Annotated in this window: 6 protein-coding genes; 2 read left to right on the top strand and 4 right to left on the bottom strand. The window is 73.7% G+C overall.

What is annotated here, in order from left to right; genetic code table 11:
- Window positions 1-51: 51 nt before the first annotated feature.
- The gene (locus IRY44_RS16615) at window positions 52-1,512 is read left to right on the top strand and encodes an MFS transporter (protein ID WP_194801265.1); all 1,461 of its coding nucleotides are present in this window, start codon (window positions 52-54) and stop codon (window positions 1,510-1,512) included.
- A 73-nt stretch (window positions 1,513-1,585) separates the two neighbouring features.
- On the opposite strand, the gene IRY44_RS16610 is transcribed toward IRY44_RS16615, so the two are convergent.
- Window positions 1,586-4,264, bottom strand: a complete 2,679-nt coding sequence (locus tag IRY44_RS16610) for a hypothetical protein (RefSeq protein WP_194801264.1) — start codon at window positions 4,262-4,264, stop codon at window positions 1,586-1,588.
- A gap of 117 nt (window positions 4,265-4,381) precedes the next feature.
- On the bottom strand, window positions 4,382-5,167 hold the full coding sequence (locus IRY44_RS16605) for an SGNH/GDSL hydrolase family protein (protein WP_194801263.1): 786 nt from the start codon (window positions 5,165-5,167) through the stop codon (window positions 4,382-4,384).
- A 197-nt stretch (window positions 5,168-5,364) separates the two neighbouring features.
- Between IRY44_RS16605 and IRY44_RS16600 the strand changes: the two genes are divergently transcribed.
- Window positions 5,365-6,900 (top strand): M1 family metallopeptidase, encoded by a 1,536-nt coding sequence (locus IRY44_RS16600; protein ID WP_194801262.1) that lies wholly within the window; start codon window positions 5,365-5,367, stop codon window positions 6,898-6,900.
- 55 nt (window positions 6,901-6,955) lie between these two features.
- Here IRY44_RS16600 and IRY44_RS16595 read toward each other — a convergent pair whose 3' ends face one another.
- Window positions 6,956-8,461 carry a glutamate synthase subunit beta gene (locus tag IRY44_RS16595; RefSeq protein WP_194801261.1) on the bottom strand — a complete coding sequence of 502 codons (1,506 nt, stop codon included), beginning with the start codon at window positions 8,459-8,461 and terminating at the stop codon, window positions 6,956-6,958.
- On the bottom strand, window positions 8,454-13,121 hold the full coding sequence (gltB, locus tag IRY44_RS16590) for a glutamate synthase large subunit (RefSeq protein WP_194801260.1): 4,668 nt from the start codon (window positions 13,119-13,121) through the stop codon (window positions 8,454-8,456). Before gltB ends, IRY44_RS16595 begins: the two co-directional genes overlap by 8 nt.
- Between the last annotated feature and the right edge of the window lie 17 nt (window positions 13,122-13,138).

The following is a 13,138-nucleotide window of genomic DNA, read 5'->3' as shown; positions in this document are numbered from 1 at the left end:
GACTGCGCGAGCGGCCACCAGTCTCGTACCGACAACGGGGAGTTCTCCCACATGATCCACTCATCAGGGCGCGGCTCACGCCGGCTCACCTTCCTCGTGCTGGCCGCCGGCACCGGATTCTTCGCGATGCTCCAGTCGCTGATCACGCCGGTGCTGCCCACCATCCAGCACGACCTGCACACCTCGCCCAACACGGTGACCTGGGTGCTCACCGCCTACCTGCTCTCCGCGTCCGTCTTCACGCCGGTCATCGGCCGCGTCGGCGACATGGTCGGCAAGGAGAAGACGCTCGTCTTCTCGCTCGCCGCGCTGGCACTGGGCTGCCTGCTGGCAGCCGTCGCCCCCAGCATCGGCGTGCTGATCGCCGCCCGCGTGGTGCAGGGCATCGGCGGCGCCGTCTTCCCGCTCTCGTTCGGCATCATCCGCGACGAGTTCCCGGCCGCCCGGGTCAGCTCGGCGGTGGCCTCGGTCTCCGCGGTCGTCGCCGTCGGCGGCGGGCTGGGCGTGGTGCTGGCCGGGCCGATCGTGGCCACCCTGGGCTACCGGTGGCTGTTCTGGATCCCGCTGGTGGTGGTCGGGCTGACCGCGCTCGCCGCGCACCGGTTCGTACCGCGCTCGCCGGTACGCACCCCGGGCCGGATCAACTGGCTCAGCGCCGTACTCCTGTCCGGCTGGCTGGTGGCGCTGCTGCTGCCGGTCAGCAAGGGCGCCGCGTGGGGCTGGGGTTCCGGCCGGGTGGTCGGGCTGCTGGCGCTGGCCGCGGTGCTCGCGGCCGCCTGGCTGGCGACCGAGGCCCGAGCCGCGAACCCGCTGATCGACCTGCGGATGATGCGCCTGCCCGCGGTCTGGACCACGAACCTCGTCGGGTTGCTCTACGGCGCCTCGATGTTCGCCGTGTACGCGTTCCTGCCGCAGTTCGCGCAGATCCCGACCAGCGCCGGCTACGGCTTCGGCGCCAGCGTCACCCAGGCCGGGCTGCTGATGCTGCCGATGCTCGTCGGCATGTTCGTGGCCGGCCTGCTGGCCGGACGGCTGCAGTCCCGGTTCAGCGCCAAGGCCCAGCTGAGCACCGGCGCGGTGTTCAACGTGGCGGCCGCCGCCATGCTGACCGTCGCACACGACACCCGCTGGCAGGTCGGTGTCGCCGGTGGCCTGGTCGGCCTCGGCATCGGGCTGGCGTTCGCCTCGATGGCCAACCTGATCGTGGCGAACGTGCCGGCCGGGCAGACCGGCGCGGCGACCGGCATGAACGCCAACATCCGTACCATCGGCGGCGCGATCGGCGCGGCGCTCGCCAGTGCCGTGATCACCGCGAATCCGCAGCCGAGCGGGCTGCCCCGGGAGGCCGGTTTCACCGCGGGCTTCCTGCTGCTCACCGGCATCTCGGTGGCCGCGGCGCTGGCCGCGCTCGCCGTACCCTCCGGCCGCCGCCGGTGGCCCCGGCGGCGGATCGGGCCGGCGGTGCCGGACCTGGCGCCGGCGCCGGCCGCGGAGCTGGTCCCGGCCCGCTGACCTGAGCCCTCTCGTTCCGTGGATCTTGGTACGCGGGCGCCCCTTGCGGGGCGTGCGCGTACCAAGATCTCGTCTAGCGTGGGGCGACGCGGCAGCCGGGGTCGGGGCCGGCGTCGGCCACGCCGCAGTGGAACACCTCGACCGGGGCGGCGTCCACGTCGGGCACCTTCGCCACGGTGAGCAGCGCCAACCGCTTCGCCACCGGCTCGCCGGAGTCCGGGGCGTACCGGATGAGGCCGCTGACCCCCGGGTAGCCGCCGGCAGCGTTCTGCCGCAGCACCTCGGCGTGCACCCCGACCGGGTTGACCGAGCGGGGCTCCCATCGGCGGCCGGTGTCGGCGTGGCGCAGGCGGGCGGCGAGGCTCTCCAGCGCGCGTACCGTCATCATGGTGGCGTCGTAGGCCAGGCTGACCCGCTCGCCGACCGGCGGACCGGTCCCCGCGCGGCATCGGGGCGGGTCGAGCAGGCCGTCCGCGCCGATCCAGGTGAGGAAACTGCCCCGGGCGTCGTCGCGCCCGGCCTGCGCGGCCCGCAGCGACGCGCAGGTGGCCAGCGCGGCCTTCGACACGTACGTGACCGGCAGGTTGCCCGGCGCGCTGGCGCGCAGCCCCGGGTTGGCCATGTAGCGGTTCACCGAGTCGTCGGCGACCAGGTGCCGGGGCGGGTTCGCGCCGCACTCCTTGAGCGCGCGCATGAACCCGTCGAACTCCGACCAGCGGCCGGCGAAGAAGAGCATCCCCGGGTAGCCGCACTCCTGGGTGAGCCGCCGCCCGCTGCGCCACTCGTCGAGCCGGGTGAGCCGGTCGCCGAAGCGTTCCCGCAGGCCGTCGACGAGGGTGGCGACGTACAGGTCGTCGGTGAGCGAGCTGCCCTCGCCGGTGGTCCAGTAGACGTGCGCCTCCCCCACCCGCAGCACCTGCCGGGCGTACGCCTCGACCATCCGGGTCTGGTCCCGGTTCGGCGCCGACATGGCCAGGTAGAGGCTGGAGTTGGCGTCCATCCGGTCGGCCGACAGCGTCGGGGCGAGCACCGGCAGGCCGACGCGGTTGAGTTCGCGCAGCGCCGCCGCCGTGCTGGTGCGGCTGTCCACCAGGCCGACCACGCCGAGCACTGTGGGGTCGTCGCGGGCCAGCCCTTCCAGCATCCGTACCGCGTCGTCGGCGTGTCGCATCTGCCGCCCGGCGTTCGCCACCACGATGTGCAGCAGCGCCGCGTCGTCCGCCGCCGCCGACTCCTGGAGCAGGGCGTACTGGGCGGTGGCCATGCCCTCCAGTTCCTCCCGCTCGGAGACGTAGGACTCCTCGTCCGCGCGGGTCCGGTTGCCGGTGAGGCTGCCCAGGTAGACGAGCGTCAGGTAGGGGCGGCGGTGCTCGCTGCGCCGCCACACCTCCTCGGCGGCCCGGTTCTGGGCGAAGATGCGGCGCTGCACGGCGCGCAGCCGGTCCTGCCCGGGTTCGCTGTTGAAGACCTGCCCGGCGGTGTCGCTGTAGCCGACGCACTCCCCGCCGACGAGCCGCACGGTGACCCGGTCGGTGGGCCAGGGGCGGCAGTCCGGCGCCCACCGCCCGTGCGCCCACACGCCCAGCCCGGCGACGAGCGCCAGGGCCACCGCGGCGGGCAGGAACCGCCGGGCCCACCAGGGCGGGTCGGGTGCGACAAGGGCCGGCGGGACGCCTCCCACCGGCGCGTCGACGTCCCGGTCGTCCGCCTCCAGCAGCATCAGCCAGGCGCCGGGGCGACGCAGCCGGCGGTTCTCCGGCAGCGCCTCGGCCCACTCCTCGTACGCCTCCTCGGCCTCGGCCAGCGGCCGGGCCGCTGCCGGTTCCGGTGGCGGGTCGGCGGCGACCGCGACGACGAGCAACGGGTCGTTGCGGCCGGTCTCGTTGCGGACCTCGTCGACGAGCCGGACCAGCGTGTGCCCGACGTTGTCCGGCCGCGCGCCGTCGAGCACCAGCACCGGATAGGCGGTGCGGCGCCAGTCCCCGGGCCGCCAGAACCGCCGCCGGTACGCCAGGCGCAGGTCCTCCAGGAACGCGTGCTGCAGCAGCTTCTCCACCTGGGCCGGGTGTTCGCCGTCGCGCCAGCCGGCGGTGAGCCGCTCGGCGAAGCCGAGGAACGTCACCGACTGGCGGGGCGCCAGGTACTGCTGGCGCATGAACCAGCGGTACTGCCGTCCGACGAGCGGCACCCGGCCGGAGACGGCGATCCGGAACACGACGCCGGGTACGGCCCGCCACAGCAGCCAGAGCAGCAGGTGCAGCGCGGCACCGAGGCCGGAGTCGCCGCCGACCTGGGGGTCCTCTCCGGCACGCCGTCCCCGCCAGTCCCGCAGCCGGCGCACCAGCGCGGCCCGGCCGCTGTCGGCGGCGTCCAGGTCCACGGCGAGCGTCTGGTGCATCAGCCAGTCGGCCAGCGGGTAGTGCCGGAACCGCAGCCGGGGCGCGCCGAACGCCTCCACGGAGAGTTGCCGGTGCAGCTCGCGCAGCACGGCCGCGACGTCGTCGCCGGCCGGCCGGCCGGTGAGGTCCAGCACGGCGTGCGGTACCCGCCGCCCGGCCCGGAGCGCCGCGAAACGCCGTAGCAGGGCCGCGACCGCGCCGTCCCCGGTGGGCCGGACCAGCCAGAGCAGTGGGAGCCGGCGGTCACCGCGGCGTGGACGCCGCAGCAGCCGGGCCAGCAGGGTGAGCAGTTCCGGGCCGCCGGCCGGGAGCTGCTCACGGACCGGCCGCAGCCGGGTCGCCCGTTCACGCATGGTCACCTCCGGGTCGCACGGGGTGTCGCACCATTGTCGACGTTCGATGCAACCCGGCACGGCGGGGGCCCCGCTCGACGGACGGGTGTCGAGCGGGGCCCTCTCCTCACATGCGGATCAGCCGATGGCGGCGGTCAGCGCGGCCAGGTAGCCGTAGCGGTAGCCGTTCGCGTTCGGGTGGTACGCCTCGATGACGCCGCTGACGTCCCGGATCCACGGGTCGGCGGCGCACACGCCGTGGCCGGCGAAGAACGGCCGCGCGTCGACGAAGGTGCCGCCGGCGGCGGCGGCCCGGCCGGAGATGACGCCGTTGAGCGTGTCGGCGGCCTGGTTGAGGATGGTGCGCTTGTAGCTGCTCATGGCGAGCAGTCCACAGGAGCCGGTCTCGAACAGCCGCGGGTAGCCGAGCACCACCAGCCGGGCGTTCGGGGCCCGGTTGCGGATCGCAGTGTACGTGGCGTCGAGCCGGGCGGGCAGCGTCGCGGTGGCGAACGCCTTCGACTCGTTGACCGCGCTCTCGCAGCTGGACGTGCTGCCGAAGCGGCAACTGGTCATCACGTCGGCGAAGCCGGCGTCGTTGCCGCCGATGGTGATGGTGACCAGCGTGGTGCTGCTGCTGAGCTGGCCGACCTGGTCGGCCAGCACGTCGGCGGTGACCGCGCCGCCGCAGGCCGGGAACTTGAAGCTGGTGACCGAATGGGCGGCGGCCCAGAGCGGGGCGTACGACTTCTGGCTGCGCAGGCAGGTGGACAGGTCGTACGGGCCGGCGCCGACCCCGGAGGAGTAGGAGTCACCGAGGGCGACGTAGTTGACGGTGGCCGCCCGGGCGGCGCCGGGCAGGAGCACGGCGCCGAGTACGGCCGCCAGGAGGGCGGCGAACACGGTACGGACGCGACGGGGCATGGCAGAGCCTCCACGGGGCAGGGGTGGTGGAGCCCGTTGACCGCGCGCGTGGCCGAGGGATCGGTGCTGTTACTGGTCGGTAATGCTATCGAAACATTCGTCGAAATTGAATAGCCCCGATCGACCGGACAGGACAGATACGTTCACATGTGTCGATTAGCTTGACGGTGACGACACCCGACGGAGGGAGTCCCACCGTGCGACGCGCACTCACGGCGGCCATCGCCGCCCTGACCCTCACCACGGCCGGCACCACGGTGACCGGTGCCCCCGGCCAGGCCGCCCCCACCGGATGGGGCCGGCCGCAACCCGCGGCGGCCACCCCGACGCCGGGCAGCCCCGGGCTGGGCGACAGCTACTTCCCCGACTACGGCAACGGCGGCTACGACGTCGGCCACTACGACATACGGCTGCGCTACGAACCGGCCACCGACCGGCTCAGCGGCACCACCACGATCCTCGCCACCGCCACGAAGGACCTGTCCCGGTTCAACCTGGACTTCGCCCTCGACGTCGAGTCGGTGCGGGTGAACGGGTGGACCGCCGGGTTCGCCCGGGCCGGCGACCACGAGCTGGTCGTCACCCCGGCCCGGCCGCTGACCAAGGGCCAGCAGCTCACCGTGGTGGTGAGGTACGCCGGCGTGCCGTCGCAGACCACCGTCTACGGCTACACCGCGTGGACGCGAACCGCCGACGGGGCGCTCGCCGTCAACGAGCCCGAGTCGGCCTGGTGGTGGTACCCGAGCAACGACCACCCGAAGGACAAGGCCACCTGGGACATCTCGGTGTCGGTGCCGACCGGCGTCGAGGTGGTCAGCAACGGCGTGCAGCCGCGCGACCCGCTGCCCGAGGCCGGCAACCGCACCCGGTGGAGCTGGCGCAGCGTCAAGCCCGGCGCCACGTACCAGGCGTTCCTGGCCATCGGGCAGTACGAGATCGTCACCGACGTCGCGCCGAACGGGCAGCCGGTGGTGAACGCGTACAGCACCACGCTGGGCGAGCGCCTGCCGGCCGCGCGGGCCAGCATCGAACGCACCGCCGAGATCGTCGAGTGGGAGAGCGGGCTGTTCGGCCCGTACCCGTTCGAGGCGCAGGGCGGCGTGGCCGGGCCGGTCGACGGCATCGGCTTCGCCCTGGAGACGCAGACCCGCCCGGTGTACGGCCCCGGCTTCTGGCGGCGCGGCGCCAACACGTACGTGGTGGTGCACGAGAACGCCCACCAGTGGTTCGGCGACTCGGTGTCGGTGGCCGACTGGCGGCACATCTGGCTCAACGAGGGCTTCGCGTCGTACGCCGAGTGGCTCTGGTCGGAGGAGCAGGGCGAGGGCACCGCGCAGGAGCTGTTCGACTTCACCTACGACAGCTACCCGGCCGACTCCGAGTTCTGGCAGGTACGCCCCGGCGCCCCGGGCCCGGGCGGCATCTTCGACGCCGCCGTCTACGACCGGGGCGCGATGGCGCTGCACCAGATCCGGCGCGCCGTGGGCGACGCCGCGTTCTTCCGCATCCTGCGCACCTGGACGGCCAAGCGGCAGTACGGCAACGGCACCGTCGCGCAGTTCCAGGCGCTCGCCGAGCGGATCTCCGGACGGGACCTCGACGCGGTGTTCACCACCTGGCTGTTCACCCCCGGCCGGCCCGCCGTGGCCACCGCCGCACGGACGAGCGCCGCACCGGCGCAGCCGGCCTCGTGGGCGAAGATCCGGGCGGCGCACGACCTGCTCGGCCGCTGACCGGCGCCGGCCGGGCCGCTCCCCCGCGACGGAGGGCGGCCCGGCCGGTTCGGGGTCAGCGCGCGGCGAGCGGCTGGCGGGCCGGGTCGACCGGGGCGGGCAGTTCGCCCACCCCGCCCAGGTACGCGTGGATCGCCGCCGCGGCGGCGCGTCCCTCGGCGATCGCCCAGACGATGAGCGAGGCGCCCCGGTGCATGTCACCGGCGACGAAGACGCCGTCGGCGGCCTGCCAGTCGGGGCCGGAGTCGATCGCGCCCCGGCGGTTGCGGGTCACCCCGAACTGGGCCAGCAGCGGCTGCTCCTCGGTGCCCTCGAAGCCGATGGCGAGCAGCACCAGGTCGGCCGGGATCTCCCGCTCGGAGCCCGGCAGCGGGGTGACGATGCGGCGGCCGTCCACCTTCTCCACTGTCACCTCGGCGATCCGGACCGCGCGGACCTGACCGGTGCCGTCGTCCACGAACTCCTGCACCGCGACGGCGAAGACCCGCTCGCCGCCCTCCTCGTGCGCCGGGTAGTTGCGCAGCACCCACGGCCAGGTCGGCCACGGGTCCCGGGCCGCGTCGCGCTCGGCCGGCGGCTCCGGGTAGAGGTCGAGCTGGTGGACGCCGGCCGCGCCCTGCCGATGCGCCACGCCGAGGCAGTCGGCGGCGGTGTCGCCACCGCCGATGATCACCACGTGCTTGCCGGCGGCGTCGATCGGCGTACCGTCGGGCAGCGTGGCGAGCGCGGGCCGCCCGTCCCCGGCGGCGGCCACCACCCGGTTCGCGGCGACCAGGTGCGCCATCGCCTGGTGCACACCGCGCAGCGCCCGGCCCGGCGTCTCCGGCGTGTCCCGGCCCTGCAACGCCCCGCAGGCCAGCAGCACCGCGTCGTGCTCGGCGCGCACCTGCTCGGCGGTCACGTCGACGCCCACCTCGACGCCGGTCCGGAACCGCACACCCTCGGCGGTGAGCTGGGCCAGCCGCTTGTCGATGTGCTGCTTCTCCAGCTTGAAGTCGGGGATGCCGTAGCGGAGCAGGCCGCCGATCGCGTCGTCGCGCTCGTACACGGTGACCGTGTGACCGGCGCGGGCGAGCTGCTGCGCGGCGGCCAGCCCGGCCGGGCCGGAGCCGACCACGGCCACCGACCGGCCGGTCGGGGCGGACGCGGGCCGGGGCCGCAGGCCGTCGCGGGCCACCGCCGCGTCGGCGATCTCCACCTCGACCTGCTTGATGGTGACCGGCTGCTGGCCACCGAGGCCGAGCACGCAGGCCGCCTCGCACGGCGCCGGACAGAGCCGGCCGGTGAACTCGGGGAAGTTGTTCGTGGCGTGCAGCGACTCCACCGCGGCGTCCCAGTTGCCGGTGCGGACCAGGTCGTTCCAGTCCGGGATGCGGTTGCCCAGGGGGCAGCCGTCGTGGCAGAACGGGATACCGCAGTCCATGCACCGGGTGGCCTGCTCGCGGATCAGCCCCTCACCGGCCGGCGGGTAGACCTCCCGCCAGTCGGAGATGCGTACCGGCACCGGACGGCGGGCCGGCAGCCGCCGGTCGTAGCGCAGGAAACCGTTCGGGTCAGGCACGAGCCACCTCCTGGGCGACCGCCCGGGGCGCGGGCGGTACCGGCGCGGCCGACGGCACGCTGAGCGCGCTCATCACCGCGTCGTCGACGTCTCGGCCGGCGGCTTCGGCGGCCCGCATGATCTCCATGACCCGGCGGTAGTCGCGGGGCACCACTGCGGTGAACTCCTCCACCGCCTGCGGCCAGCGCTTGAGCAGGTCCTCGGCGACAGCCGAGTCCGTCTCGGCGAAGTGCCGCTGGACCAGCTCGTGCAGCCGGTCGCGTTCCTCGTCGCGCAGCGGCGACAGGTCGACCAGCTCGGCGTTCACCAGCCGCTGGTCGAGCCGGTGCACGAACGCGGTGCCACCGGACATGCCGGCGGCGAAGTTGCGCCCGGTCGGCCCGAGCACCACGACGGTGCCGCCGGTCATGTACTCGCAGCCGTGGTCGCCGAGGCCCTCGACCACCGCGACCGCGCCGGAGTTGCGGACCGCGAACCGCTCCCCCACCCGGCCGCGCAGGTAGACCTCGCCGCCGGTGGCGCCGTACAGGATGGTGTTGCCGGCGATGATCTGGTCCTCGGCGCGGCGGCCCGGCGTGGCGTCCACGCCGACGAACGGCGCGTCGGCGTCCGGCCGGACCACGATCCGGCCGCCGGACAGTCCCTTGCCGACGTAGTCGTTGGCGTCGCCGTACAGGCGCAGCGTGACTCCGCGCGGCAGGAACGCGCCGAACGACTGGCCGGCGGTGCCGCGCAGCCGGAACTCGATCGTGTCGTCGGGCAGCCCGGCGCCGCCGAAGCGGCGGGTGACCTCGCCGCCGAGCATCGCGCCGACGCTGCGGTGCTCGTTGCGGACCTCGACCTCGACCCGGACCGGGGTACGGTCACGCAGCGCCGGCCCGGCAAGCTCGATGAGCCGGTTGTCCAGCGCCGCGTCGAGGCCGTGGTCCTGGGCGCGTACGCCCCGGCGGGCCGCGCCCCCGGGCAGCTCCGGCAGGTGCAGCACGCGGCTCAGGTCGAGGCCGTGGCCCTTCCAGTGGTCGATCGCGCCGGCCACGTCGAGCAGCTCGGTGTGGCCGATCGCCTCGTCGATGCTGCGGAAGCCCAGCTCGGCCAGGTAGCCGCGGACCTCCTCGGCGAGGAACAGGAAGAAGTTCTCCACGAACTCCGGCTTGCCGGTGAAGCGCTCGCGCAGCACCGGGTTCTGGGTGGCGATGCCGACCGGACAGGTGTCCAGGTGGCACACCCGCATCATCACGCAGCCCTCGACGATCAGCGGCGCGGTGGCGAAGCCGAACTCCTCGGCGCCGAGCAGCGCCGCGATCAGCACGTCCCGGCCGGTCTTGAGCTGGCCGTCGACCTGCACCGTCACCCGGTCGCGCAGCTTGTTGAGCAGCAGCGTCTGCTGCGCCTCGGCCAGGCCCAGCTCCCACGGGGTGCCGGCGTGCTTGAGCGAGTTGAGCGGGGACGCGCCGGTGCCGCCGTCGTGCCCGGAGATCAGGATGACATCGGCCTTGAGCTTGGCCACGCCCGCCGCGACGGTGCCCACGCCCACCTCGCTGACCAGCTTGACGTGCACCCGGGCGGCCGGGTTGACGCACTTCAGGTCGTGGACGAGCTGGGCGAGGTCCTCGATGGAGTAGATGTCGTGGTGCGGCGGCGGGGAGATCAGGCCGACGCCGGGGGTGGCGTGCCGGGTCCGGGCGATCCACGGCCAGACCTTGTTGCCTGGTAGCTGCCCGCCCTCGCCGGGCTTCGCGCCCTGCGCCATCTTGATCTGAAGGTCGTCGGCGTTGACGAGGTACTCGCTTGTCACGCCGAACCGGCCGCTGGCGATCTGCTTGACCGCGGAGCGCCGCGCCGGGTCGTGCAGCCGCTCGACGTCCTCGCCGCCCTCTCCGGTGTTGGACTTTCCGCCGAGCCGGTTCATCGCGACGGCGAGCGTCTCGTGTGCCTCCGCCGAGATCGACCCGTACGACATGGCACCGGTGGCGAAGCGCTTGACGATCTCGGTGGCCGGCTCGACCTCGTCCAGCGGCACCGCCGGGCGGACGCCGGTGCGCAGCGTGAACAGCCCGCGCAGCGAGCCCGCCTGCGCGGCCAGCTCGTCGACCTTGGCGGTGTACTGCCGGAACACGTCGTACTGGCGGCTGCGGGTGGCGTGCTGGAGCAGGAAGACCGTCTCCGGGTTGAACAGGTGCAGCTCGCCCTCGCGGCGCCACTGGTACTCGCCGCCGACCTCCAGCCGGTCGGTGGCCTGCGCGCCCGGCGCCGGCCAGGCCCGCGCGTGCCGGGCCGCCACCTCGGCGTGGATCTCGTTCAGGCCGATGCCGCCGATGGTGCTCGGCGTGCCGCGGAAGTACCTGTGGACCAGGCGGGTGTCCAGGCCGACCGCCTCGAACACCTGCGCGCCGCAGTACGACGACACGGTCGAGATGCCCATCTTCGACATGATCTTCAGGACGCCCTTGCCGAGCGCCTTGACGTAGTTGCGGACCGCCTTCACCCGGTCGACGCCGGCCAGCCCGCCGGTGGAGATCATGTCCTCCACCGACTCGAAGGCGAGGTACGGGTTGACCGCCGCCGCGCCGTACCCGATCAGCACCGCCGCGTGGTGCACCTCGCGGCAGTCGCCGGACTCGACGATCAGCGCCACCTGGGTGCGGGTCTGCTCGCGGACCAGGTGCTGGTGCACCGCGGCGGTGAGCAGCAGCGACGGGATCGGGGCCAGGTCGGCGTTGGAGTCCCGGTCGGAGAGCACCAGGATGCGGACGCCGTCCTCGATCGCCTCGGAGACGTGCCGGCAGATCTCGGTCAGCCGGGCCTTGATGCCGGCGCCGCCGTCGCGCAGCCGGTAGAGCCCGGAGACCCGGACCGCCTTGAAGCCGGGCAGGTCGCCGTCCTCGTCGATGGAGAGGATCTTGGCCAGCTCGTCGTTGTCGATCACCGGGTACGGCAGCACGATCTGCCGGCAGCTCGCCGGGCCCGGGTCGAGCAGGTTGCCCTCCGGCCCGATGGTGGACGCCAAGCTGGTCACCAGCTCCTCCCGGATGGCGTCCAGCGGCGGGTTGGTGACCTGCGCGAAGAGCTGATGGAAGTAGTCGTAGAGCAGCCGCGGCCGGGTGGACAGCGGGGCGATCGGCGTGTCGGTGCCCATCGAGCCGATCGGCTCCGCGCCGCTGCGGGCCATCGGGCCGAGCAGGATCTTCAGCTCCTCCTCGGTGTAGCCGAACGTCTGCTGGCGGCGGCGTACCGAGTCGTGGGTGTAGACGGTGTGCTCGCGCGGCGGCAGGTCGTCCAGCTCGATCAGGCCGGCGTGCAGCCACTCCTGGTACGGCTGCTCGGCGGCCAGCTCGGTCTTGATCTCGTCGTCGGAGACGATCCGGCCGTTGACGGTGTCGACCAGGAACATCGTGCCCGGCTGGAGGCGGCCCTTGGCGACCACGGTGGCCGGGTCCAGGTCGAGCACGCCCGCCTCGCTACCGAGCACCACCAGGCCGTCGGCGGTGTGCCACCAGCGGCCCGGCCGCAGGCCGTTGCGGTCCAGCACCGCGCCGACGATCTCGCCGTCGGTGAACGCGACTGACGCCGGGCCGTCCCACGGCTCCATCAGGCTGGCGTGGAAGCGGTAGAACGCGCGCTTGTCGGCGCGCATGTCCGGGTCGTTCTCCCACGCCTCGGGGATCATCATGAGCACCGCGTGCGGCAGGCTCCGCCCGGCCAGGTGCAGCAGTTCCAGCACCTCGTCGAAGTTGGCCGAGTCGGACGCCGCCGGGGTGCAGACCGGGAAGACCCGGCGGATGTTGCCGGGGATGCTCGGGCTGCGGAGGAGGGCCTCGCGGGCCTGCATCCAGTTGCGGTTGCCGCGGATCGTGTTGATCTCGCCGTTGTGCGCGATGAATCGGTACGGGTGCGCCAGCGGCCAGGACGGGAACGTGTTCGTGGAGAAGCGCGAGTGCACCAGCGCGATGGCGCTGACCACCCGTTCGTCGGTCAGCTCCGGGTAGAACGCCGGGAGCTGGTCCGGGGTGAGCATGCCCTTCCACACCATCGTGCGGCCGGACAGCGACGGGAAGTACGCCGGCACGCCCCGCTCGGCGGTCTCCCGCTCGACCTGCTTGCGCAGGCAGAACGCCACCCGGTCCAGGTCGAGCCCGGTCAGCGGGGAGCCGGCCGGACCGGCCGGTGAGTCGGTCAGCCGGTGCGCGGCCACGAAAAGCTGCCGGACCCGGGGCATGGCCGCGAGCGCGGTCTCCCCCAGGCCGGACGGCTCGGTCGGCACCTCGCGCCAGCCGAGCACGTCGGCGCCCTCGACCAGCGCGTACTTGTCCACCACCTGGCGGGCGCGGGCCTCGGCCGCGTCGTCGTCGGGCAGGAACACCAGGCCGGTGGCGTACTGGCCGGCCGGGGGCAGCGGGAAGTCGACGGTGGCGCGCAGGAACGCGTCCGGCACCTGGATCATGATGCCGGCGCCGTCCCCGGTGTTGTGCTCCGCGCCCCGGGCGCCCCGGTGGTCCAGCCGGCACAGCGCCCCGAGGCCGTTCGCGACGACCTGGTGCGAGCGCCGCCCGTGCAGGTCGGCCACGAAGGCCACGCCGCAGGCGTCGTGCTCGTACGCGGGGTCGTAGAGCCCGGTCGTCCGCGGGGCCGACTGCGGGCTGTGAGGGTACGGAAAGGCCACCGGGCCTCCTGTCGTCA

Source organism: Micromonospora sp. ANENR4 (assembly GCF_015354395.1).
GTDB classification, from domain to species: Bacteria; Actinomycetota; Actinomycetes; order Mycobacteriales; family Micromonosporaceae; genus Micromonospora; species Micromonospora aurantiaca.
Note: the sequence above shows the minus strand (reverse complement) of the source record. Positions and strands in the feature narration are given on the sequence as shown.